This is a genomic window from Pantoea trifolii (assembly GCF_024506435.1).
Classification (GTDB): domain Bacteria; phylum Pseudomonadota; class Gammaproteobacteria; order Enterobacterales; family Enterobacteriaceae; genus Pantoea; species Pantoea trifolii.
This window is the reverse complement of record NZ_JANIET010000001.1, coordinates 215,575-239,705: the sequence shown is the minus strand read 5'-3', so window position 1 is coordinate 239,705 and position 24,131 is coordinate 215,575. Positions and strand designations below refer to the sequence as shown.

Genomic DNA, 24,131 nt, shown 5'->3' with positions numbered 1-24,131 from the left:
ATTGCGCGCATTCTAATCAGGAAATAGCTGGAATCCTTATAAGCCTGGTCTCGAATTCATCCCTGACTGGCGCACTAAATTAAGCGACGCGCGGCTTCAACCACAATTTTCACCGCATCACTTTCGGTCTGTTTCATGGTCGCGGCATCCGGGATCTCTTTTTGCGTACGGTTCACGATGACGCCCGCCACCATGCCGGCACGCAGTCCCTGACTGGCGCACATGGTTAACAGTGTAGCGGATTCCATCTCATAGTTAAGGACGCCCATTTGCTGCCACTCTTCCATTGAACCCTGGAAGCGATTTACCACGCGGCCGGAGAAGGTATCGTACCGTTCCTGACCAGGATAGAAGGTGTCAGAGGAGGCGGTAATACCGATGTGGGTTTTCGCACCGCACGCCTCTGCGGCTGCCACCAGCGCGGTGGTGCAGGTGAAATCAGCTACGGCCGGGAATTCCATCGGCGCAAAGTGCAGGCTGGCGCCGTCGAGACGCACCGATGCGGTGGTGACCAGCACATCGCCCACATTAATATGCGGCTGGATAGCGCCGGTGGTGCCAACGCGCAGGAAAGTGCGCACGCCAAGCTGGGCCAGCTCTTCAACCGCAATCGACGTTGAAGGTCCGCCGATACCGGTGGAGCACACCACAACCGGTTTGCCATCCACTTCGGCCAGATAGGTAGTGAATTCACGGTGTGAAGCCAGATGCTGTGGATTGTCCATCAGCGCGGCGATTTTCTTCACGCGCTCAGGATCGCCAGGCACGATGGCCAACGTGGCTCCTTTCAAATCAGCTTTGGTGATGCCAAGGTGGAAAACGTCAGACTGGGCCATAACAGACTCCTGATAATTGGGGATGTGCGCGCCACTCTACGTCAGCAGGCGGCATAAATATGTGACTCAATTCACCATCGATAATGAAAATTACATTATCAGAAAAACATTATGTGATTTGTATCACACATTAGCGCTGTGCAATTCTGAATTGCTACAAGCGGTGCTGTGTAAGTGTTGGTGGCAATGTTAATAGAGAAGCAGCACACGTGAAAAAAATCCCTCTGCACCTTACGCCAGCCTTGCTTTACTTCGCCAGGCTATAGTTACGTGATTGCGCATTTGCTAGCACGGAGAGAACAATGAAAACCGAAGACAATATGGCACAAAAAACGGCACCCGGCGGCTTTGCACCGGCCGTTCAGCCCACCGCAAGCAGCACCATTATTACCAGCAGCGACGCCATTCATGCTGGCGAGACCTCGGTTCCGAGCCAGGGCGAAAATCTGCCTGCTTATTATGCCCGACCAAAAGAGTATCAAGGCACCTTGCCGGTGGTGTTGGTGGTGCAGGAGATTTTCGGCGTGCACGAGCATATCCGCGATGTCTGCCGCCGTCTGGCGCTGGAAGGTTATCTGGCGATCGCGCCCGAACTCTATTTTCGTGAAGGCGATCCCAACGATTACAACGATATTCCCACGCTGTTCAAAGAGCTAGTGAGCAAAGTTCCAGATTCGCAGGTGTTGTCCGATCTCGATCATGTGGCCAACTGGGCCACGCGCCACGATGGTGATATCCGTCGTCTGGCGATTACCGGTTTCTGCTGGGGCGGACGCATTAGCTGGCTGTTTGCCGCGCACAATCCGCAGGTGCGCGCGGCGGTGGCATGGTATGGCCGTATAGACGGTGAGAAGACGCTGAAGCAGCAGAAGCATCCGATTGATATCGCGGTAGATCTGAACGCGCCAGTGCTTGGCCTCTACGGTGGTCAGGATGAGAGCATTCCGCTGGAGAGTATTGATAAGATGCGTCAGGCGCTGCACGCCGCCAATGCCAAAGCAGAGATCGTGGTGTATCCGGATGCCGGACATGCTTTCAACGCGGATTATCGTGCCAGTTATCACGCCGATTCCGCCAAAGATGGCTGGCAACGTATGCTGGCGTGGTTCGCGCAGCATGGCGTGGCGCCGAACGCCTAATAAAAAGGGGCGCCTCTGCGCCCCCATCTCATTTACCGCGACTAAGCCGTTTCACCCCGCAGGTTTTGCGCCGCTTTGACCATATTCGCCAATGCCTGACGGGTTTCCGTCCAGCCCCGGGTTTTCAGGCCACAATCTGGATTCACCCACAAACGCGCTTCCGGAATGCTCTGCGCCGCTTTGCGCAGCAACTCTTCCATCCACTCCACGCTCGGCACGTTCGGTGAGTGAATGTCATACACGCCCGGACCGATTTCGTTGGGATAGTCGAACTCCTTGAAGGTATCCAGCAGATCCATATCGGAACGTGAGGTTTCGATGGTGATGACGTCCGCATCCAGCGCGGCAATCGAATCCATAATGTCATTGAACTCGCAATAACACATGTGGGTGTGAATCTGGGTGTCATCCTGCGCCACGGCGGCATTGAGACGGAATGCATCCACCGCCCAGGTCAAATACGCGGCCCAATCGGACTGATGCAGCGGCAGACCTTCGCGCAGTGCCGGTTCATCGATCTGAATAATGCCGATCCCGGCTTTTTCCAGATCTTCCACTTCATCACGCAGCGCCAGCGCAATCTGTTTGGCGATGGTTTCACGGCTCACATCTTCACGCGGGAATGACCAGCAAAGAATCGTTACCGGACCGGTCAGCATGCCTTTCACCGGCTTGTCGGTCAGCGACTGCGCGTACTTCGCCCACTCAACGGTGATGGCTTGTGGACGGCTCACGTCGCCGATGATGATCGGGGGTTTAACGCAGCGTGAACCGTAGCTCTGAACCCAGCCGTTTTGGGTGAACACGAAGCCGTCGAGGTTCTCGCCGAAGTATTCCACCATGTCGTTACGTTCTGCTTCTCCGTGCACCAGCACATCGAGGCCCAAACGTTCCTGCTCAACAATCGCCTGTTTGATGTGTTCGGCGATGCCGGTGCGGTAGTTACCGCCATCAATGTTGCCTTTTTTAAAGTCGAGACGTAGGCCGCGAATTTCGGTAGTTTGCGGGAATGAACCGATGGTGGTGGTCGGCCACGCTGGCAAGTTGAAGCGGTTACGCTGCGCTTTGGCGCGTTCGGTGTAGTGGCTGGTACGTTCAACATCTTTGGCCTGGATTTTCGCCAGACGCTCGCCGACTGCGGCATTGTGCACACGCGTGGAGTTGGCACGCGCACGAATCGGTGCGCTCCACTCCACCAGCGAAGCGGCATCGTTGTTGTTCAGCGCCTGACTCAGCAGTGCAAGCTCCGCACACTTCTGCAGGGCAAAGGCGAACCAGCTTTTCACTTCTTCATCGAGGCGCGTTTCCACGCTGAGATCGATTGGGCTGTGCAGCAGCGAACAAGATGATCCGATCCACAATTGTTGACGCTGGCCCACCAGCGGTTGCAAGCGTTCAAACCAGCTGCTGAGATCCGCGCGCCACACGTTACGGCCATTGATCACGCCGACGGAGAGCAGCCAATCTGCCGGGATCTGCTGGTTTAACTGTTGGATGTCGTCTTTGCCGTGCACCAGGTCAACGTGCAAGCCTTGCACCGGCAGCGCTTTGATCATGTCGAGGTTCTGGCCGATGCTGTCGAAATAGGTGGTGAGCAGCAGTTTGCTTTCACCCTGCAGCGCGTCGTAAGCCGGTTTGTATGCATCGCGCCACGCCTGCGGCAATTCCAGCGCCAGTGCAGGTTCGTCGATTTGTACCCATTCGATGCCGCGTTTTTTCAGTTCCGCCAGCACCTGTTGGTAAACCGGAAGAATGTCTTTGAGCAATGAAAGGCGATCGAAAGGCACACCTTTCACTTTACCCAGCCACAGATAGGTCACCGGGCCGAGTAGCACCGGTTTAATCTTGTGGCCGAGCGCCAGCGCTTCGTCGACTTCATCCAGCAGTTGGGTCCAGGTCAGTTTGAACTGCTGGCCTTGCGTGAATTCCGGCACCATATAGTGATAGTTGGTGTTGAACCATTTAGTCATTTCCGCCGCCGCCGCCGGTGTACCGCTTGGTGCGCGGCCACGACCGAGGCGGAACAGCGTGTCGAGATCAACGGATCCATCTTTGTTCTGGTGGCGTGCGGGCACGTTACCCAGCAGCAGGCTGGTTGTCAGCACGTGATCGTACCAGGCAAAATCGCCGACCGGCAACAGATCGACGCCCGCCTCTTTCTGCTGTTGCCAGTGACGGGCGCGCAGTTCGCGCCCCACCGCCAGCAGCTCTTCCTGTGAGCTTTTACCTGCCCAGTAGCTTTCCTGTGCTTTTTTCAATTCACGACGCAATCCAACGCGAGGGAAACCGAGAGTGTGGTTCAGAATGGTCATTTTCTGTTCTCCAGATATTATTAACTGAATAGGGTGCAGAGATGTTTAGCCGTCCAGATGTTTACACCGCCATAATCTGCGGGTACTGTATGTTCCTCAAGCGCAATTTGTTCAATCTCGATGTGAAGGATTCTCATGATCGAACTCAAACACCTGCGGACGCTGCAGGCGTTACGGAACACCGGCTCGTTAGCCGCCGCCGCCTCACATCTTCATCAGACGCAATCGGCGTTGTCTCACCAGTTCAGCGATCTGGAGCAGCGGCTGGGCTTTCGTCTGTTTGTGCGCAAAAGCCAGCCGCTGCGTTTTACGCCGCAGGGAGAGATTTTGCTGCAGTTGGCCGAGCAGGTTTTGCCGCAGATTCAACAGGCTTTGCAGGCGTGTCATGAGCCGCATCAGGCCACGTTGCGTATCGCGATTGAGTGTCACAGCTGTATTCAGTGGCTGACGCCTGCGCTGAATAATTTCCGCCAGAGCTGGCCGCAGGTAGTGATGGATTTCAAATCCGGTGTGACCTTTGATCCGCAACCCGCATTGCAGCAGGGCGAATTGGATGTGGTGTTGACCTCCGATATTCTGCCGCGCAGCGGATTGTTCTATTCACCGATGTTCGATTTTGAAGTGCGTTTGGTGATGGCACCGGATCATCCATTGGCGCAGCTTGAGCATATTTCCCCGGAAGATATGGCCGATGAGGTATTGATGATCTATCCGGTGCAGCGTCAGCGTTTAGATGTGTGGCGCCATTTCCTGCAACCTGCGGGCGTAAGCCCGGCTTTGAAGAGCGTGGACAATACGCTGTTACTGATTCAGATGGTGTCGGCACGCATGGGCATCGCCGCGCTGCCACATTGGGTGGTCGAGAATTTTGAGCAGCAAGGTTTGGTGGTGACCAAGACTTTGGGTGATGGCCTCTGGAGCCGCCTGTATGCCGCCGTACGCGAAGGCGAGCAGCGTCAACCGGTGATGGAAGCCTTTGTGCGGTTTGCCCGTCAGCACGCCTGTGAACACCTGCCCTTCGTGCGCGATGCCGCGCGTCCCGGCTCACTGCAAACCCTCTCATCCTGATGTTGTTGGGCGGCGAAGGTCGCCCGCGCTGTTATCCCTGTCCCGCCTGCTCTATAATGCGCCGCCTCAACCCGCGACCAAGAGAGTTTCACCATGATGAGTAACGATGTTCTGCGCAGCGTGCGCTATATGCTTGATTTGAGCGATAGCAAAGTGGTGGAGATTTTTGCCTTAGCGGGGAGTGAAGTGCCGCTGGAAGACGTGCAGGCGTGGATGAAGAAGGATGACGATGCTGCGTTTCGTAAGCTGCCGGATGTGTTGATGGGTTATTTCCTCAACGGTCTGATTTTTTACCGTCGCGGTAAGAGTGAAGATGCGCCCGCGCCTTCGATTGAGCGCCGCATGAATAACAACATTTTCATGAAGAAATTGCGTATCGCGTTTGAGCTGAAGACCACCGATATCCCGGATGTGCTGCTGAAAGCGAACTTTAAGATTTCACAGGCTGAGGTTGGCGCGATTTTCCGCAATCCAGACCATAAGAATTTCCGCGAATGCGGTGACCAGATTCTGCGTAATTTCCTGAAAGGTTTGACGATGATTCATCGTCCGGGGCCGGCTAAGAAAGCGTAATCGCTTCTTTGTTCGAGCCGGGTCAGGGATAGCGCGGCAGATCGCAAAGAGTAACCACTTCCCTGTGGAGCAGCCTCGCCATCCATGGCTCGGATGCTTTGCTCCTCTGCCGCGCTATCCCCTCCCTTTCGGCCTAGGCGTGGCTTTTGGTGGTCTTGCCGAGCACCCAGCGTTTATGTACGTACAGGGATGCAAAAATCACGGCGGCACCGGCGATAAAACTTGGCCAATGCGGTTTCTCCTGCCAGATCGCCAGATTCACCAGCAAGCCAGCAGGCACATGCATGTTGTTCATAATACCCAACGTGCCAGCATCCACCTGCGTCGCACCGTAGTTCCACATGAAGTAGCCCAAACCTGAAGCCGCCACGCCCAGCCAAACCAGAATGCCCCACTGTAGCGAGGTGGTGGGCAGTTTGTTCGGATTGCCCCACAAGCTCCAGGCGATCACCGCGATAATCACTGCGCCCAGATAGAACCATGAAAACGCGGTGTGCTGCGGCATCGGCCGGGTTTCCTGCAGACGCTTGTAGCCCACCATGCCGATGGCGAAGCAGATATTTGCCGCCTGCACCAGCAGCAAGCCGAACCAGAAATGATCGCTGACTTTGTCGTAACGAATAATCGCCGCACCAATGACCGCCAGCAATGCGCTGAAAGCATAGCCGATACGCAGCGGACGTCGGCTGAGCAAATCGTAGATCAGCGTGACGTACAGCGGCGTCATCACAGTGAACAGCAGGAATTCGGTCACGCTCAGATAGAGATAGGCTTCAAAGCTCAGCAGGTACATGATGCCGAGCTGCAGCATGCCCACCAGCATATACAGCAGGATGGTGGAAGCACGATATCCGCGCCAGCGCAGGAACGGCAGGAAGACGATGGCGGCGAGCGCCAGACGCATTAACACAGAGAACCAGGAATCCACCTGACCTGCGAGGTATTCCCCGATTAAACTGAAGGAAAAAGCCCACAGAATGGTGGTAACGATCAGTAACGGCACGGTAACGATCTCAAAATGAACAGTGGCGTTAGTGTAAACAAACTGTCGCGATTGGCGTGAACTATCTGGTTTACGATTGTACAAAATGACGACAATTAGTTTTAACTGATCGCCTATTCGCCTGGATAAAAATGCGCGAAATACAACATTTCCTGGTTTTTATCGCTCTCTAATGTCATAAAACTGTAACATATGTGTCACATGTCACAGTAACCGCGCGTGACCATCACTATCCTTTGCGCGAAATGGAAACTTCGCTTTTCCATTTTTAACGTCTGTTGCTTTTGCCCCAACCTGCTGGGAATCCATAACTATATTGCGCCCTGGAGGGCCACACTCATGTTGAGTATCTTCAAACCTGCACCGCATCGCCCGCAAGTGGCCGATGATCGTGTCGATCCACTCTATCGTCGCCTGCGCTGGCAAATTTTCCTGGGAATATTTTTTGGCTATGCCGCCTACTATTTGGTGCGTAAGAATTTTGCGCTGGCGATGCCTTATCTGGTGGAACAAGGTTTTTCGCGCGGCGATCTCGGCTTTGCGCTATCGGGCATTTCCATCGCTTACGGATTCTCAAAATTCATTATGGGTTCGGTATCGGACCGCTCGAATCCGCGCGTGTTTTTGCCCGCCGGATTAATTCTCGCTGCGGCGGTGATGCTGGTGATGGGGTTCGTGCCGTGGGCCACCTCCAGCATCATGGTGATGTTTGTGCTGCTGTTCCTGTGCGGTTGGTTCCAGGGCATGGGCTGGCCGCCGTGCGGGCGTACCATGGTGCACTGGTGGTCGCAGAAAGAGCGCGGCGGAATCGTATCGGTGTGGAACTGCGCGCATAACGTCGGTGGCGGTATTCCTCCGCTGCTGTTCCTGCTTGGCATGGCGTGGTTTAACGACTGGAAAGCCGCGCTGTACATGCCGGCGTTTGGCGCCATTCTCATCGCCATTATCGCCTTTGCCTTGATGCGCGATACGCCGCAATCCTGCGGTTTGCCGCCAATTGAAGCGTGGAAGAATGATTATCCGCCGGATTACAACGAGGAGCACGAGCAGGAGCTGACGGCGAAGCAGATTTTCATGCAGTACATTCTGCCCAATAAGCTGCTGTGGTACATCGCACTGGCGAACGTGTTTGTGTACCTGCTGCGTTACGGCATTCTCGACTGGTCGCCGACCTACCTGAAAGAGGTGAAGCACTTCACGCTGGATAAATCCTCGTGGGCCTACTTCTTCTATGAATATGCCGGTATTCCCGGCACGCTGCTGTGCGGCTGGATGTCGGACAAAGTATTCCGCGGCAACCGTGGCGCAACCGGCGTGTTCTTTATGACGCTGGTGACCATCGCCACCGTGGTGTACTGGCTGAACCCACCAGGCAATCCAGGCATCGACATGCTGTGCATGATTGTGATCGGCTTCCTGATTTACGGTCCGGTGATGTTGATTGGCTTGCACGCGCTGGAGCTGGCGCCGAAAAAAGCGGCCGGAACGGCAGCGGGCTTTACCGGGCTGTTTGGCTATCTCGGCGGATCGGTAGCGGCCAGTGCCATTGTCGGTTACACCGTGGATTACTTCGGCTGGGACGGCGGATTCATTGTGATGATTGGCGGATCGGTGCTGGCGGTGATTCTGCTGCTGCTGACCATGGTCAGTGAACATAAGCACAAGAAACAGCTGGTATAACCAGAACGGGCCGGTGATAACCGGCCCATTTTTTTACGCGAGGAACAGCTTTCGCAGCGTGTGCGGGACGGCGTCATCCGCGTTGCTGCCAATCACGTCCAGCGTCGGCAAGGTATCTTTCAGGCGCTGCTGTGCATTACGCATGATGCAGCCTTTACCTGACATGCTGAGCATCTCCACATCATTCATGCCGTCGCCGAAGGCTATGCACGCTTTCAGCGAGTGGCCGAGCTGTTTCGCTACCGCTTCCAGCGCGTGACCTTTGGAAACGCCGCCCGCCATCACTTCCAGGCACGTTGGCAGCGAGAAGCTGACATTCACGCGATCGCCCCAGCGCGCTTCAATCGCCTGCTCCATTGGAACCAGGCGCTCCGGATCTTCGCAGGTGAAGAACACTTTGCTGATGCCGTCGGTCGGCAGCATGCCCGGCTGGTAAACCTGATAGTTAAATACCGATTCGCGGAAATAGTCCTGCTCATCCGGACGATGACGGCTCATGAACCACTCATCGTCGCGATAAACGTGCGTCAGGATGTGCTCGTCATGATATTGCAGGCCATACAAATCGCTGGCGATGTCGGCGTCGAGGTTGTGGCTGAACACCAGTTCACCTTCGGCGTTGTGCACGCGCGCACCATTGGACGTGATCATATAAGCCGGAATGCCGAGCTTATCGCGCATCTGTCCGACGTCGATATAGTGACGGCCGGTGGCAAAAACAAAGTGGATGTCTCGCGCCACCAGTTCCTGCAGCGTAGTGCGAGCGAACGGCGTCAGGCGGTGATCCGGAGAGAGCAGCGTGCCATCCAGGTCGGATGCGACGATGTGATACATGTAAACCTCGGGTGTTGATATCGGAAAGTAAAATTGATTAAGCGTGGTGTTCAAAGAAATCGACCACCGCGTTTAGCGCTTCGGCACGCATCGCGTCTGTTTCAAACAGGATCTCATGACGCGCTCCTTTTATCACATACGGCGCGTTGCCCGCGCAGGGATGTCCTGCTTCGGCCATCGCCGTACAAAAGAGATTTTGTGAGCGGTTATCCACCACATCATCTTCACTGGCCTGCAGCAGCAAGGTCGGCGTGGTGATGTTCGCTACCTGATTGAAGATGTCCCGCCCGGCCTGCACGCCTTCGCGCACCCAGTGATAAGTGGGACCACCAACGCGAAGCGCCGGATCGTCGGCGTAAAAACGCAGGTTGCGGCGATAGCGTTCGCGGCTGTGCGTCAGGCGGTTGATGCCAAACGGATTGGCGCGCCAGCGCCCGGTACCCAGCGCGTAGCCTTCACGCAGCGCGGGCAGTTTTTCTGTCCAGTCCAGAATGCGGTGCGCCATCCAGTCCGGTAGCGGCAGCACAATGCCAAACATCGGCGCGGAGAATACCGCAGCATGAAACGCCTGCGGTTGACGCGCCAGAAACAGCGCTAAAATCGCGCCGCCCATCGAGTGAGCCAGCACGTAGCGCTGCTGATAACGGTTGCTGACTATCTCTTTCAGATACAGCGTTTCCAGATCGTCAACGTAGTCGCCAAATTCCACTACATGGCCGCGATGCGAATCTTCCAGCAGACGTTCAGATCGTCCCTGACCGCGATGGTCGAGGATCACCACATCGTAGCCGCACATAAACAGGTCGTAAGCCAGTTCAGGATACTTGATATAGCTCTCAATGCGGCCAGGCACGACCAGAATGACACGACGATGTTGCGGTGAGGCGAAACGAACGTAGCGAATCTTCAGGTTGCCGACACCGGTAAATTCACACTCTTCACGGCGACGCCAGAAGTCGAGCAGCGGACCGGTAGCAAAGGCCGAAAAGCCTCGCTCACGTCCGAGCCAACTCTGTTTATGCTGCTGCATCCGTCCCCCTGAAAAAAACGTGATTCGCGCGCCCGTGCTGCGTAGCGTGCGGCGATTTTCTGTCGTATTGTGTCACACTTCGCTAACTTCAGGGAATGTCACACATGACCATTGAATGGTGGTTAACGTACCTGCTGACCACAACTATCCTCAGCCTTTCACCCGGTTCCGGTGCGATTAACACCATGAGTACCGGTATCAGCCACGGTTATCGCGGCGCGGTTGCATCAATTACCGGCTTGCAGCTTGGCCTGGCGATTCATATTGTGCTGGTCGGCGCCGGTTTGGGTGCGCTGTTTTCCCAATCGATTCTGGCGTTTGAAGTCCTGAAGTGGGCTGGCGCAGCCTATCTGGTGTGGCTGGGCATTCAGCAGTGGCGCTCAGCGGGTGGCATCGACCTCGACGCCGTTGCCAAAGCCATGCCGCGTCGCCGCCTGTTTAAGCGTGCCTTGTTGGTGAACCTCACCAACCCGAAAAGCATCGTGTTTCTTGCCGCGCTGTTCCCGCAGTTTATTCAGCCGCACCAGCCGCAGCTGATGCAATATCTGGTGCTCGGCGTGACCACCATTGTGGTCGATATCATCGTGATGATTGGTTACGCCACGCTGGCAACTCGCATTGCTGGCTGGATTAAAGGACCGAAGCAGATGAAGCTGCTGAACCGCACCTTTGGTGGATTGTTTATGGCGGTGGGCGCGCTGTTAGCCAGCGCCCGCAGAATGGCGTGATATTAAACCCGGTGGGCATAAATGCCCACCCTACGTAGGGTCGCCATTTATGGCGACCTGGTTTATCTCGAAATAATTAAATGAATGCCAAAACCGGCAAACAGCACGCCCGCCATACCATCCACCCACTTCGCCATCCGCTGATACTTATCACGCATCCACGGCATAGCGAAAATCGCCGCCACCAGCGTAAACCACGCGAACGTCTCACCGATAATCAGCAGGAACAAACCCCAGCGCTCCATCGCGCCGACGTCGTTGCCAACAAACAGTGAGAACACGCTACCGAAGTAGATGATCGCTTTTGGGTTCGACAGGTTAGTCAGGAAACCTTTCAGGAAGCTCATGCCTCTTTTCGGCAGCTCTACCACCGGCGCTTCCGATTGTGGCTGCTTGTGACGTTGACGCGCTGAACGCATTAGCTGCCAGCCCATCCACAGCAGATACAAGCCGCCGCCAACCATAATGATTTCATGCAGCCAGGCCATTTTTTCCAGGATCAGATGCAGGCCCATCAGCGCCACACCGGCCCAGATCACAATGCCCAAGGTAATGCCCAGAACGCCCATCATCGCCTCTTTGCGCGAGCGGCTCGCCGCCGTTTGCGACACGAAGAAGAAGTCCGGGCCGGGACTCATCAGCGCAACCAGATGCACCAGCGCGACGGTGGCGAATAACATCAGCATGAATTTTTTCCTTTAACCTTCATCAACATGTTCTTTGATCATCACCAGGAACGGCTTACCAAAACGCTCCAGTTTGCGATGACCGACGCCGTTCACGCTGAGCATTTCTGACGCGCTAATCGGCATTTGTTCTGCCATTTCAATCAGCGTGGCATCGTTAAACACCACGTACGGCGGAATATTCTCTTCATCAGCAATCGCTTTGCGCAGCTTACGCAGCTTGGCAAACAGCTGGCGATCGTAATTGCCGCTGTGCACCTTCGGCGAACTGCTGCCGCGCGTTTTCACCGTCACGATACGCGGCACCGCCAGCATCAGCGGCACTTCGGCACGTAATACCGGACGCGCCGCTTCAGTGAGTTGCAGCGCCGAATGCATGGCGATGTTTTGCGTCACCATGCCGAGATGAATCAGCTGACGCAGCACGCTGATCCAGTGTTCGTGACTGTGCTCGCGGCCTAAGCCGTACACCGGCAGTTTGTCGTGGCCGTTGTCGCGGATACGCTGATTACTGGCGCCGCGCAAAACTTCAACAATATAGCCCATGCCAAAGCGTTGGCCGGTACGATAGATGCTCGAAAGCGCCTTTTGCGCCTCCAGCAAGCCGTCGTAGCGACGTGGCGGATCGAGGCAGATATCGCAGTTGTCGCACTGCTGCTGGCGACCTTCGCCGAAATAGTTCAGCAAGACCAGACGACGACAGGTTTGCGCTTCGGCAAATGCCCCCATCGCATTGAGCTTGTGGCGTTCAATATCCTGCAACGGGCCAGGCACTTTCTCTTCCAGACATTTACGCAGCCACGCCATGTCGGCCGGATCGTAAAGCATCATCGCTTCGGCAGGCAGGCCATCACGCCCGGCGCGACCGGTTTCCTGATAATAGGATTCGATGTTACGCGGAATATCGAAGTGCACCACAAAGCGCACGTTGGGTTTATTGATGCCCATACCGAACGCGACGGTGGCGACCACAATTTGCAGATCGTCACGCTGGAAAGCTTCCTGCACGCTGGCACGCTGCGCGCTATCGATACCGGCGTGATAAGCGCCAACGCTCAAACCACGGCTCTGCAGGCGCGCGGCGGTGTCTTCCACTTTGGCGCGGCTGTTACAGTAAATAATGCCGCTTTTGCCGCGCTGATCCTGCACATAACGCAGAAGCTGCTCGGTGGGTTTGAATTTCTCCACCAGCGTGTAGCGAATATTCGGGCGGTCAAAGCTGCTGATTTGAATCAGCGGATCGTCCATCTGCAGCAGATGGGCGATATCGTTACGCGTGGTTTCATCGGCGGTGGCGGTCAACGCCATGACCGGCAGATCAGGGAAGTGCTGACGCAGCTGGCCGATCGAGCCATATTCCGGACGGAAATCGTGGCCCCACTGTGAAATACAGTGCGCTTCATCCACCGCCAGCATCACCGGATTCCACTGGTGCAGGCTGTCGAGGAAATTGTCCATCATCAGACGTTCAGGCGCGATATACAGCAGCTTGAGCTTACCGGTACGACAATCCGCAAACACCTGCTGCTGCTGCTCACGCGTCTGCGTTGAGTTGAGGCACGCTGCTGCCACGCCGTTCGCCAGCAGCTGATCGACCTGATCTTTCATCAGTGAAATCAGCGGTGAAACCACCAGCGTCAGCCCTTCGCGCACCAGCGCCGGGATTTGATAGCACAGCGATTTGCCGCCGCCGGTCGGCATCACCACCAGACAATCGCGTCCTGACAGGGCGGTTTCGATGATGTTTTGCTGACCTGGGCGGAACTGCTGATAGCCGAAGGTGTCTTGTAATACCTGCTGCGCCAGCATTTCCTGATTAAGCACTGCCGATGTTGCCACGGTAATCCTGTCTTTGTTGCGGGTTAGAACAGATCGTTGAGCGTCACGCCTACGCCGAAGCGCGTCTGGCGATGGTTATAGTCGATCAACGATTCACCATAACCGCTGAACACCTGCGTGTAAAAGCGCACATGTTCAGAGATTGGGTAGCTCCAGGCGAAAGTTGCACCGCCGAAGCCGCTGTTCCAGTTGTAGTTACCTTCCACGCTGAAAATGTTCTCGCCCATCATATAGCCGAGCTTGGCGCGGTAGTAACCCATGTATTTGGTGATGTCCGGGTTATCGTCATTGCTTTCACTTTCTGGCAGACGATACCAGGGTTTGATCTCCGCGAGCAGATTGCCGTTCTGCGCCATGAAGCGCGCGTAGACGCGGTTCCAGCTGCGTGAAGTTGGCTCGCTGCGGCCGTTCGACTGATGCACTAAGCCAGTTTCCACATCGCGTAAAGTCCAGCCTGCGAAGGTGTAATCGGTGGCCCAGCCGAGGAAAATCTGTGGCTCATAATCGGTTTCACGGAACGGTGATGACGCACCACGGTTCGAGAGCTGCCACCACGAGCGCTGAGTATAGGACGCCGCCAGCACCGAGTTATCGCCTAAAATGCCGCGCCATAGCGGAAACGCCAGGCTGAGCTGGAATTTTACTTCATCATTTTTAGCTTTGTCTGCCCAGTTGTACGAAGAGATCGCCTCTTTGTTCATGTCGGTGGTGTAGGTGTAGAGCAGATAGTTGTTTTCGTAAGGATAAAGTACGAACGGGTTATCGTGTTTCTCCAGCAGGTTAGCGATAATGCTGCCCTTCACTGCCGGTGCATCATGAACCTCTTTTATCGTGGCTTCTTCAGCCTGCACCAGGCCAGGAAGGATCAGCGCCGCGGCCAGCAAGGCGTAATGCTTACGCATAGAATTCTCCAGAGAACTGCGTGTCGTAATCGTCAAGTGACGGTTCAAAAAGCAGGCCATTCTACACGCAAAACCTGCGGTTGATCAGCGCCGATTTCCGAAACTGGAAAGCGGCTCGAACGCGGCATAATATACACAACTCGTTAACATTTTAAGGCAGGAATTATGTTATCCCCGTTGCTGACACAGCAGGAAGCGCGCCGTCTGATTGGCGAAATTTTTGTTTATCACATGCCTTTCAATCAGGCGCTCGGATTAGAGCTGGATCGACTGGAAGCGGATTACGCCGAACTCGGCTTCGCCAATAAAACCATGCTGGTCGGCAACGCGGCGCAGCAGATTTTGCATGGCGGCGTCATCGCCTCGGTACTGGATGTCGCCGCCGGGCTGGTGTGTGTCAGCTATGCGCTGACGCGACAGGAGAGCATTACCGAGGAAGAGCTGCGTCAGCGCCTATCCCGCATGGGCACCATCGATATGCGCGTTGATTATCTGCGCCCAGGCCGCGGCGAGCGCTTTATCGCCACCAGCAGCCTGCTGCGCGGCGGCAATAAAGTTGCCGTGGCGCGCGTGGAGTTACATAACCAGCAAGGCGATTACATCGCTACCGCTACCGCCACCTACATGATTGGCTAATCAGTACTTTTGGAATGACATGATGGATTCGCAACAAACTCGCCAGGGTATTGGCTACGCGCTCGGCGCTTACTTTATTTGGGGCATCGCGCCCGCCTACTTCAAGCTGGTCAAAGCGGTGCCCGCCACCGAAATTATGACGCATCGTGTGATTTGGTCCGCGCTGTTTATGCTGCTGCTGATCACCCTGACGCGTAGCTGGACGCAGGTACGTAGCGTGCTGGCGCAGCCGAAAAAGGTGCTGCTGCTGGCGCTGACCGCCGTGACCATTGGCGGCAACTGGCTACTGTTTATCTGGGCGGTGAACAATCAGCACATGCTGGAGGCTAGCCTCGGCTACTTTATCAACCCGCTAATTAACGTGGTGTTTGGCATGCTGTTCCTGCGTGAACGCTTCCGCCGCTTGCAGTGGCTGGCGGTATTGCTGGCGACAACCGGCGTGCTGGTGCAGTTGTGGCAGTTTGGATCGCTGCCGATTATCGGCCTTGGCCTGGCGCTGAGTTTTGCATTGTACGGTTTGGTGCGCAAAAAGATTCAGGTCGATGCGCAGAGCGGCATGCTGATCGAGACGTTGTGGCTGTTTCCGCTGGCGGCAATTTACCTGTTTGGCTTTGCCGACAGCGCCACCAGTCATCTCAGCGCCAACGCTATGAGCCTTAATCTCAAGCTGGTCGCGGCGGGCATTATCACCACCATTCCGCTGATGCTGTTTGCGGCCGCCTGCGCGCGTCTGCGCTTATCGACTGTCGGCTTCTTCCAGTATCTCGGCCCGACACTGATGTTCCTGCTGGCGATACTGTTCTACGGCGAGAGCCTGACGCCGGATAAAATGGTGACCTTCGGCTTTATCTGGCTGGCGCTCGCCGTGTTCATTATCGATGCGGTCGCGTTCTCAGCTCGGGCGCGCATGCGCATAGCGTGAAATAAAACGCGCCAGCGCCGGGCCGGTAAGCAGAATGGTGAACAGACGTAGCGTCTGCAGCGCCATGACAAATGCCATATCGACCCGCGTGCCGGCCGCAATAATCGCCACGGTATCCAGCCCGCCCGGGCTGGTTGCCAGATAGGCGGTCATCAGATCGACGTGCAAAACGCGCGTCAGCATCCAGGCTAATCCGCCGCACAACAGCATCAAGCCGAAAATCGACAGTAACATTTGCGGCAGCGTTCGCAGCGCCAGCTTGAAAATCGGCCGGGTGAAACGCAATCCCACGCTCCAGCCAATCAACGCATAAGCCAGCGCCAGCAACCATTCTGGCACCTGCAAGGTCGCTACATCGGTGCCGTGCAGCACCGCGCCAATCAGCGCCGGCAGCAGCAAAGCACCGGAAGGAATGCGCAGCTTCTGGCCGAGCCACGCACCGGCGAACATCACTAGCAATGTCAGCAGAAAGCTGCTGTGCAGCGCGGGAAACCACACCAGTTCAGCCGCACCGCCGTTGCTGCCGAGGCCAATGCGCGCCACTACCGCCGCAGCGGTGGCGACAAACAGCACGCGCAGATACTGCATAAACGCCACCAGCCGCACATCCGCGCCGAAATCACCGGCCATCGCCACCATCGCCGAAGCGCCGCCGGGCGATGATCCCCATGCGCCCGTTGGGCCGGGCAAATTACTGAAGCGCACCAAAAGAAAACCGGACAAGCCGCTGGCCGCTAACGTCAGCAGCAGCACCGCCAGCACCACCGGCCAATCCTGGATCAGTGGTGTGAGAATGCCCGGCGATAAAGTCTGGCCGATCATGCAGCCGAGCACCGCTTGTGCCAGCACGAAGAGGCGTTTATCGATGCGCACGGTGGCGCCGGACAAACCCATTGCGGTGCCGACGATCATTGGGCCAAGCAGCAGGGCCGCAGGAAGGTGGAACAGCTGGAGGATCATCCCCAGCACTAACGAAGCAATCAGCAGAAGTGTCCATTGCAGTCGCAATGAGAAGCGCGCCATAAGCAAAGAATCAGATAGTGAGCAGAGCCAACAGGTTACGCAGAAAATTGAAGTTTATCTACCAGGTCGCCATAAATGGCGACCCTACGTTTGTCATGAGCGGTTTTGTAGGGTCGTCATTCATGACGACCTGGACTTGAGAACGGTTACAACCAGTTCTTGCGTTTGAAATAGAGGTAAGGCGCCAGGCCGGCGAGGATCATCAGGCTGATCGCGCCCGGATAACCAAAGCTCCATTTCAGCTCCGGCATAAACTCGAAGTTCATGCCGTAGCTTGATGCCACCAGCGTTGGCGGCAGGAACACCACCGAAACCACTGAGAAGATCTTGATGATGCGGTTCTGCTCGATGTTAATGAAGCCCATCGCCGCCTGCATCAGGAAGTTAACCTTCTGAAACAGCGATTCGTTATGCGGCAGCAGTGATTCGATATCGCGCAGGATTTCACGCGCCTGCTCCAGCTGGTTGCCCGGCAGACGCGCTTTGCGCACCAGGAAGTTGAGCGCGCGCTGGGTATCCATCAGACACAAACGCACCTTCCAGCCGATATCTTCCAGTTCCGCCAGACGTGACAGCGCCTGGTCGTACTCTTCTCCCTGCTGGCCTTCCATGATCACGCGGCTGAGTTTCTCCAGCGCGCTATAGATGTTCTCGATCTCATCCGCCAGCTGTTCGATTTTGGTCTCAAACAGATCCAGCAACAGTTCATAGGCGTTGCCATCAGTCAGCATCTGGTTGCGCGCACGCATGCGATAGAGACGGAAAGCCGGCAGCTCGCGTTCGCGCAGCGTATACAGGCGATCTTCGCGGATGGTGAATGCCACGGTGGAGTTGCCCGCGTGGTCTTCGGCATCTTCAAAGAAGAAGAAGGAGTGAATGTGCAGGCCGTCTTCGTCTTCGAAGAAACGCGCCGAGGCTTCGATGTCTTCCAGCTCCGGACGCGTTGCCAGGCTCTGGCCGAGCTCGCACTGCACGCGATCGCGTTCGCTGTCGTCGGGTTCGATCAGATCGACCCAAACAGACGTGTTGAGTTTGTCGTTGTCTTCTTCCAGCTCGATGCGCGTCAGGCGATTACGATCGAGTTTAAATGCGCTCAGCATAGCAATAACTCCCCATTTTTTCGGAATGGGACAAGGCGGTGACCACTGTAGATTACGGGCACGGCGAAGCCTGAACACGGAAACTTTCGCTTCAAGGGTAAATCAGTGCTAACTCACGCGACGAGAGTAAAAAAGGGAGGTCGCTGATAACCGCTAAGGCTACCAGCTAAAAGAGGTAACCTTAGGAGTTCCTGTTAAACAGGTGATTGAGCCAGCATCGACTGGGCGCGTCCAAGGCATTGTCCTCTCATGATAATAGTGCGCGCATGTTACGCTGAGACGAAAAAGTCGTCAAGGTAGCGCAACCGCGCTACACCGTCTCAAGACGGGCGTAAGCCGCCACCAGCCACTTGATTCCCTGGCCCTGAAACGCCACTTGCAAACGGCTGTGTTCGCCGCTGCCTTCGAGGTTGATGATGGTGCCTTCGCCGAACTTGGCATGGCGCACGCGTTGGCCGAGCGTGAAGCCGCTGTCGTTTTGCGCGATGGGCGTGCCCATGCGCTGATGGCTCACCGGACGGCTGACGCTGGCGCGCAAACGCACCTCTTCCACGCACTCTTCCGGCAGCTCGCCGATAAAGCGTGATGGACGGTGATACACTTCCTTACCATAAAGACGACGGCTTTCGGCATAGGTGAGCGTCAGCTTGACCATCGCACGCGTCACGCCAACGTAAGCCAGACGACGCTCCTCTTCCAGACGACCGCCTTCATCCAGCGACATCTGGCTGGGGAACATGCCCTCTTCCATGCCGACGATAAAGACCTGGCTGAACTCCAGCCCTTTCGCCGAGTGCATGGTCATCAGCTGCACCGCGTCCTGCCATTTGTCGGCCTGACCTTCGCCCGCTTCGAGCGCCGCATGCGACAGGAACGCCTGCAGCGGCATCAGATCTTCGTCTTCGTCCTGATAGCTGAACTGGCGCGTTGCCGTGACCAGTTCCTCAAGGTTTTCAATACGCGCCTGGCCTTTCTCGCCCTTCTCCTGCTCGTACATCACCCATAAACCGGAGTCTTTAATCACGCGATCGGTTTGCACATGCAGCGGCATCTCGGATGTTTCGCTGGCCAGTGAATCGACCAGCTCGCAGAAGCGCTGCAGCGCCGATGCGGCGCGTCCGGCTAAAACTTTGTTCTGTAACAGCTCGCGCGTGGCCTGCCATAAAGTGAGTTGCTGATCGCGTGCGGTCTGGCGCACCACGTCGAGCGTACGATCGCCCACGCCGCGCACCGGCGTGTTCACCACACGCTCAAATGCCGCATCGTCATTGCGATTGGCCATCAAACGCAGATAGGCCAGCGCATCTTTGATCTCCTGACGCTCGAAGAAGCGCATGCCGCCATAAATGCGATACGGCATGCTGCCCTGCAGCAGCGCCTCTTCCAGCACACGCGATTGGGCGTTGCTGCGATAGAGAATGGCGCAATCCTGCAGTGCGTTGCCGTTTTCATGCCAGCTTTTGATGCGATTGACCACAAAGCGCGCTTCATCCAGCTCGTTGAACGCGCAGTAGAGCGAGATCTTTTCGCCATCGCTGCCGTCGGTCCACAGCTCTTTACCGAGGCGGCCATTGTTGTTGGCGATCAGCGTGTTAGCAGCTTTCAGAATGTTGTTGGTCGAGCGATAGTTCTGCTCCAGGCGAATGGTTTCCGCGCCAGGGAAATCCTGCAGGAAGCGCTGGATGTTTTCCACCTGCGCCCCGCGCCAGCCGTAAATCGACTGATCGTCATCGCCGACGATAATCACCCGGCCGGTATCACCCGCCAGCATGCGAATCCATGCGTACTGAATGTTGTTGGTATCCTGGAACTCATCCACCAGCACGTTGCTGAAACGCTCGCGATAATGGTTGAGGATATGTGGCTTGTTGAGCCACAGTTCGTGGGCGCGCAGCAGCAGCTCGGCGAAATCCACTAAACCAGCGCGATCGCAGGCTTCCTGATACGCCTGATAGATGCGCAGCCAGGTTTGTTCAACCGGATTGCCGTAGCTTTCGATGTGTTTTGGTCGCAGACCTTCATCTTTTTTGCCGTTGATGTACCACATGCCCTGACGCGCAGGCCACTGTTTCTCATCAAGGTTCATGGCTTTGATCAGGCGCTTTAGCAGACGCAGCTGATCGTCGCTGTCGAGGATCTGGAAATCCTGCGGCAAACCGGCATCAAGGTGATGCGCGCGCAGTAAACGATGCGCCAGGCCGTGGAAGGTACCAATCCACATGCCGCCCTGGCTGGTGCCGATCAGCTGATCGATACGATGGCGCATTTCCGCCGCCGCTTTGTTGGTAAAGGTCACCGCCATAATCGAATACGGCGAGCAGTTCTCTACCGACAGCAGCCACGCAATGCGATGCACCAGCACACGGGTTTTGCCACTGCCTGCTCCGGCCAGCACCAGCAGGTTGCTGCGCGGTGCGGCGACCGCCTCGCGCTGTTTGTCATTCAAGCCGTCAAGCAGTTCAGAAACGTCCATAAGCACCGTTTTAACAATTGAGATACGTATCCAAAATCATTCGGCTTGCAGCAAGGCGGCAAGTGTGTGAATCCCCGGGAGCTTACATGAGTAAGTGACCGGGGTGAGCACGCGCAGCCAACGCGGCGGCAAGTCGAATGATGATGGATACGACTGGATGTATTTACAGCTGTTGATTATAGCAGCGAGGTCAGAGATGCCAACCGATCAATTTCAACATGCGGTAGCAAACGCGCATCGTCGATCTTCATCAGATTGCCTTCACGCAGGTTGATCCAGCAGGCTTGCATGCCGGCACGCAGCGAACCGGCAACATCGGTAGTGAGATCGTCGCCAACGTGCAGAATGTGTTGCGGGGCGATGTCCAAACGCTCAGCGGCCAGATGATACATATCCTGCCACGGCTTAGCGCGACCGTGCGGACCGGCACGCAGCGCGAACTGGAAGTGATGATGGATGCCGAGCTTTTCCGGGCAGGCGTTACCGTTAGTGATCGCCACCAGCGGCACGCGCTCGCCCAGCCACGTCAACGTTTGATGCGTCTCTTCCGGCATCGTCACTTCGCTGCGCCACTGATGGAACACGCTCATCACGTCGCGGGCACCGGCACTGGCTTCTGATGCCGATAAGCCGACATTGAGCAACGCCAGCTCCACCGAGCGGCGGCGCCATTCAGACACGTCGTGATAAATTTCCGGCTCACGCGCCAGCAACTCATTACGCAGCGCCTGATAATCTGCCGGGGTGAATTCACGCAGCGCCGGATGATACGCCTGCAGTGCAGCATGCGATTCGGCGGTGGTTTTGCGGATCACGGGATGGTTGTCATACAAGGTGTCGTCGAGATCAAAAGTGATCGCTTTGATCGGGCCGAGCGGACGATAAAACTTCATTAAGACTTTCCTCGTTTGGCACGCGGATGGGCCGCATCATAAACCGTCGCCAGATGCTGGAAATCCAGATGGGTATAGATTTGCGTGGTCGCCAGATTAGCGTGACCGAGCAGTTCCTGTACCGCGCGCAGATCGCCGCTCGATTCCAGCAAATGCGTGGCAAAAGAGTGGCGCAGTTTATGCGGATGAATATGGCTGGCAACGCCTTGCTTGATGCCCCATTCGGCAAAACGCTTCTGCACGTTGCGCGTCGAAATCCGGCTGCCGCGGCTGGAGACAAACACCGCATCATCCTGCGGCGCAAAGCTATCACGCAGCGATAACCAGTGCTGAATCCAGGTGACCGCCGTGCCGCCAATCGGTACGCGGCGCTCTTTGCTGCCTTTACCCAGCACCCGCACTTCGCCCGCGTCCAAATCCATGTGGCGACAATCCATATTCACCAGCTCGGAGAGACGCAAGCCGCCGCCGTACATGGTTTCCAGCATCGCGCGGTCGCGCACCGCCAGCGGATCATTGAGATCGATCTCCAGCAGTTGGTTAACTTCATCGACGTCCATGTTTTTCGGCAGATGGCGCGCGTTACGCGGCGTGGAAATGCCTTTGGCGGGATTGGCGCTCAGCATGCCTTGATGGACTTGCCAGTCGAGAAAACTGCGCAGTGCCGACATGCGCAGCGCCAGACTGCTGGCGCCCAAACCGCCACGGCGGCTGCGCGCCGCCAGGCTGCGCACCTGCGCCGGTTCCAGCTGCGACCAACTCGTCAGCTTCATCTCATCGGCCATTGCCATAATCGCCTGCAATTGCCGTTGGTAATTCTTTTGCGTCAGCGGACTGAGCTGGCGTTCGACCTTCAGATAACGCAGAAAGTCATCCACGGCCGGCAGCAGCGGACTGACGTGACTCATGCGCGTTCAATCCAGCGTGACAGCAAGTCCGGCAGCATTTGCGCCAGATGCTGCAGCAGCAGCGTGCCCATGCCTGCCTGATAGTGCTGATTATCGCGGCTGGTGAACATCAATACGCCCAGCTCGCCACGTTCGCCCATCAGCGACATCGCCACCGAGCCAATCGCTTTGGCCTGCGGCAACAGCAGCAGCAGTTCCGGGCCGTTGAGGCTGCCGAGATAGTGATGTTCATTACCGAAGCGCTGAATGCGCAGCGGTTCGAATGCCTGACGCGATAAGCCGAGTTGGGTGAAGTCAGATGGCGCGCCGATGTGCCATTTGTCATTGAACACGCGCACGTGCGCACCGGCCAGACCGAGTTCGCGCGCCCAGCGATGCAGACGCGTCAGCATCTCTTGTAAGCTGTCGGCGGCGGCAAGATGACCTTGCAGCGCCAGCAGGCGATCAAACAGCTGATGGTTAGCCGTAGCCTGCTCCATCAGTAGCGTGATCTCCTCTTCCAACTGCTGGATGTGGTTACGCTGACGCGCCATATGCCACTCCACCAGCGAAACGCTGCCGCGTACCGGATGCGGCACCATCATCTGTTCGACCTGGCGCGCATTGCGAATAAAGAAGTCGGGGTTTTGACGCAGAAATGCGCTTACCGATTGATCGTCCAGCAAAACCTCGCTTTCGGTCTGCTCTTCGACATTTTTCATAGATGAATAAACCCATCGTAGACGTGTGTGGCAGGACCGGTCATAAACAGCGGTTGCCCTTCCCCTTTCCAGGCAATATGCAGCGTTCCGCCCGGCAAATCGACGCGAACGTTCTCCGCCAAAATGCCCTGCTGAACGCCGCAGGCCACCGCCGCACACGCGCCGCTGCCGCATGCCTGGGTTTCGCCCGCGCCACGTTCGTATACGCGCAGACGGATGTGTTCACGATTGACTACTTCCATGAAACCGACGTTGACGCGCTCCGGGAAACGCTCGTGGCTTTCCAGCTCTGGACCGAGCGTTTCCACCGGCGCGGTTTTCACGCTCTCGACCTGAATCACGCAGTGCGGATTGCCCATTGATACCGCACCAAACATCACGGTTTGATCGGCCACACGCTGCAAATAAAGGTTCTCGGCTTTATTGGCACGCAGCGGCACGCTTTGCGGTTCGAAGTTCGGTTGGCCCATATTGACGCGCACCAGCTCATCATTGGTGACGCTGAGCACCATGCGGCCGGTTTGTGTACTGACGCGAATGTCGCTTTTGTTGGTCAACCCTTTCAGACGCACAAAGCGGGCGAAACAGCGCGCGCCGTTGCCGCACTGCGCGACTTCGCTGCCATCGGCGTTGAAAATGCGGTAATGGAAATCGAGATCCGGATCGTAGGGCGGCTCGACGATCAGCAGCTGATCAAAACCGATCCCCAGATTTCTGTCCGCCAGGCGGCGAATCAGTTCCGGCGAAAAAAAGACGTTTTGCGTCACAGCATCCACAACCATAAAGTCGTTGCCGAGACCGTGCATTTTTGAGAACTGCATTTTCTGCTCCGCCGGATTACTCAT

General features: G+C 56.4%; 22 protein-coding genes. 7 read left to right on the top strand and 15 right to left on the bottom strand.

Annotated features, from left to right (window positions below):
* Positions 1-74: 74 nt before the first annotated feature.
* A complete protein-coding gene (udp, locus tag NQH49_RS01060) occupies positions 75-836 on the bottom strand; it encodes a uridine phosphorylase (RefSeq protein WP_008105797.1) in 762 nt (253 codons plus the stop codon).
* A 302-nt stretch (positions 837-1,138) separates the two neighbouring features.
* Here udp and NQH49_RS01055 point away from each other — a divergent pair, with 302 nt between their 5' ends.
* Positions 1,139-1,975 carry a dienelactone hydrolase family protein gene (locus tag NQH49_RS01055; protein ID WP_256698062.1) on the top strand — a complete coding sequence of 279 codons (837 nt, stop codon included), beginning with the start codon at positions 1,139-1,141 and terminating at the stop codon, positions 1,973-1,975.
* Positions 1,976-2,016: 41 nt separating this feature from the next.
* On the opposite strand, the gene metE is transcribed toward NQH49_RS01055, so the two are convergent.
* Positions 2,017-4,287 (bottom strand): 5-methyltetrahydropteroyltriglutamate--homocysteine S-methyltransferase, encoded by a 2,271-nt coding sequence (gene metE, locus NQH49_RS01050; protein WP_256698060.1) that lies wholly within the window; start codon positions 4,285-4,287, stop codon positions 2,017-2,019.
* Between the two features lie 135 nt (positions 4,288-4,422).
* Here metE and metR point away from each other — a divergent pair, with 135 nt between their 5' ends.
* On the top strand, positions 4,423-5,355 hold the full coding sequence (gene metR, locus NQH49_RS01045) for an HTH-type transcriptional regulator MetR (RefSeq protein ID WP_256698058.1): 933 nt from the start codon (positions 4,423-4,425) through the stop codon (positions 5,353-5,355).
* Between the two features lie 93 nt (positions 5,356-5,448).
* On the top strand, positions 5,449-5,928 hold the full coding sequence (locus tag NQH49_RS01040; RefSeq protein WP_154194529.1) for a YehS family protein: 480 nt from the start codon (positions 5,449-5,451) through the stop codon (positions 5,926-5,928).
* 133 nt (positions 5,929-6,061) lie between these two features.
* Here the strand turns inward: NQH49_RS01040 and NQH49_RS01035 are convergent, their stop codons facing one another.
* The gene (locus tag NQH49_RS01035) at positions 6,062-6,931 is read right to left on the bottom strand and encodes a carboxylate/amino acid/amine transporter (RefSeq protein WP_256698057.1); all 870 of its coding nucleotides are present in this window, start codon (positions 6,929-6,931) and stop codon (positions 6,062-6,064) included.
* A 339-nt stretch (positions 6,932-7,270) separates the two neighbouring features.
* Between NQH49_RS01035 and glpT the strand changes: the two genes are divergently transcribed.
* Positions 7,271-8,611, top strand: coding sequence for a glycerol-3-phosphate transporter (glpT, locus tag NQH49_RS01030; protein WP_256698056.1), 1,341 nt, complete (start codon positions 7,271-7,273; stop codon positions 8,609-8,611).
* 33 nt (positions 8,612-8,644) lie between these two features.
* Here the strand turns inward: glpT and yigL are convergent, their stop codons facing one another.
* On the bottom strand, positions 8,645-9,445 hold the full coding sequence (gene yigL / locus NQH49_RS01025) for a sugar/pyridoxal phosphate phosphatase YigL (protein WP_256698054.1): 801 nt from the start codon (positions 9,443-9,445) through the stop codon (positions 8,645-8,647).
* A gap of 37 nt (positions 9,446-9,482) precedes the next feature.
* A complete protein-coding gene (gene pldB, locus NQH49_RS01020) occupies positions 9,483-10,475 on the bottom strand; it encodes a lysophospholipase L2 (protein WP_256698052.1) in 993 nt (330 codons plus the stop codon).
* Between the two features lie 104 nt (positions 10,476-10,579).
* Here pldB and rhtB point away from each other — a divergent pair, with 104 nt between their 5' ends.
* The gene (gene rhtB / locus NQH49_RS01015; protein ID WP_256698051.1) at positions 10,580-11,203 is read left to right on the top strand and encodes a homoserine/homoserine lactone efflux protein; all 624 of its coding nucleotides are present in this window, start codon (positions 10,580-10,582) and stop codon (positions 11,201-11,203) included.
* Between the two features lie 62 nt (positions 11,204-11,265).
* Here the strand turns inward: rhtB and rhtC are convergent, their stop codons facing one another.
* Genes rhtC through pldA form a run of 3 tightly spaced genes read right to left on the bottom strand, consistent with a single transcriptional unit; the run spans position 11,266 to position 14,630 of the window.
* Positions 11,266-11,889 carry a threonine export protein RhtC gene (gene rhtC / locus NQH49_RS01010; protein WP_008105783.1) on the bottom strand — a complete coding sequence of 208 codons (624 nt, stop codon included), beginning with the start codon at positions 11,887-11,889 and terminating at the stop codon, positions 11,266-11,268.
* Positions 11,890-11,901: 12 nt separating this feature from the next.
* Positions 11,902-13,728 (bottom strand): ATP-dependent DNA helicase RecQ, encoded by a 1,827-nt coding sequence (gene recQ / locus NQH49_RS01005; protein WP_061719374.1) that lies wholly within the window; start codon positions 13,726-13,728, stop codon positions 11,902-11,904.
* 23 nt (positions 13,729-13,751) lie between these two features.
* Complete coding sequence (gene pldA / locus NQH49_RS01000) at positions 13,752-14,630, bottom strand: phospholipase A (protein ID WP_222185719.1); 879 nt, start codon at positions 14,628-14,630, stop codon at positions 13,752-13,754.
* Between the two features lie 165 nt (positions 14,631-14,795).
* Between pldA and NQH49_RS00995 the strand changes: the two genes are divergently transcribed.
* Positions 14,796-15,266: a thioesterase family protein gene (locus NQH49_RS00995; RefSeq protein ID WP_256698049.1), complete on the top strand. Its 471-nt coding sequence runs from the start codon at positions 14,796-14,798 to the stop codon at positions 15,264-15,266.
* A 22-nt stretch (positions 15,267-15,288) separates the two neighbouring features.
* The gene (gene rarD, locus NQH49_RS00990) at positions 15,289-16,188 is read left to right on the top strand and encodes an EamA family transporter RarD (protein WP_256698468.1); all 900 of its coding nucleotides are present in this window, start codon (positions 15,289-15,291) and stop codon (positions 16,186-16,188) included.
* Here the strand turns inward: rarD and NQH49_RS00985 are convergent.
* The 7 genes from NQH49_RS00985 to dapF all read right to left on the bottom strand — a co-directional run bounded on the left by NQH49_RS00985 (position 16,159) and on the right by dapF (position 24,107).
* Positions 16,159-17,211 (bottom strand): AbrB family protein, encoded by a 1,053-nt coding sequence (locus NQH49_RS00985; protein ID WP_256698048.1) that lies wholly within the window; start codon positions 17,209-17,211, stop codon positions 16,159-16,161. The genes rarD and NQH49_RS00985 overlap by 30 nt on opposite strands.
* A 146-nt stretch (positions 17,212-17,357) precedes the next feature.
* Positions 17,358-18,311 carry a magnesium/cobalt transporter CorA gene (corA, locus tag NQH49_RS00980; protein ID WP_008105777.1) on the bottom strand — a complete coding sequence of 318 codons (954 nt, stop codon included), beginning with the start codon at positions 18,309-18,311 and terminating at the stop codon, positions 17,358-17,360.
* Positions 18,312-18,621: 310 nt separating this feature from the next.
* Entirely contained in the window at positions 18,622-20,784 is a 2,163-nt protein-coding gene (gene uvrD, locus NQH49_RS00975) for a DNA helicase II (protein WP_154156861.1), read from the bottom strand.
* A 176-nt stretch (positions 20,785-20,960) separates the two neighbouring features.
* Positions 20,961-21,677 (bottom strand): 5-amino-6-(5-phospho-D-ribitylamino)uracil phosphatase YigB, encoded by a 717-nt coding sequence (yigB, locus tag NQH49_RS00970; RefSeq protein ID WP_256698046.1) that lies wholly within the window; start codon positions 21,675-21,677, stop codon positions 20,961-20,963.
* Entirely contained in the window at positions 21,677-22,585 is a 909-nt protein-coding gene (gene xerC / locus NQH49_RS00965) for a tyrosine recombinase XerC (protein WP_256698044.1), read from the bottom strand. The genes yigB and xerC overlap by 1 nt, the downstream gene beginning before the upstream one ends.
* Entirely contained in the window at positions 22,582-23,286 is a 705-nt protein-coding gene (locus tag NQH49_RS00960; RefSeq protein WP_256698042.1) for a DUF484 domain-containing protein, read from the bottom strand. Before NQH49_RS00960 ends, xerC begins: the two co-directional genes overlap by 4 nt.
* The gene (gene dapF, locus NQH49_RS00955; RefSeq protein WP_008105772.1) at positions 23,283-24,107 is read right to left on the bottom strand and encodes a diaminopimelate epimerase; all 825 of its coding nucleotides are present in this window, start codon (positions 24,105-24,107) and stop codon (positions 23,283-23,285) included. Before dapF ends, NQH49_RS00960 begins: the two co-directional genes overlap by 4 nt.
* Between the last annotated feature and the right edge of the window lie 24 nt (positions 24,108-24,131).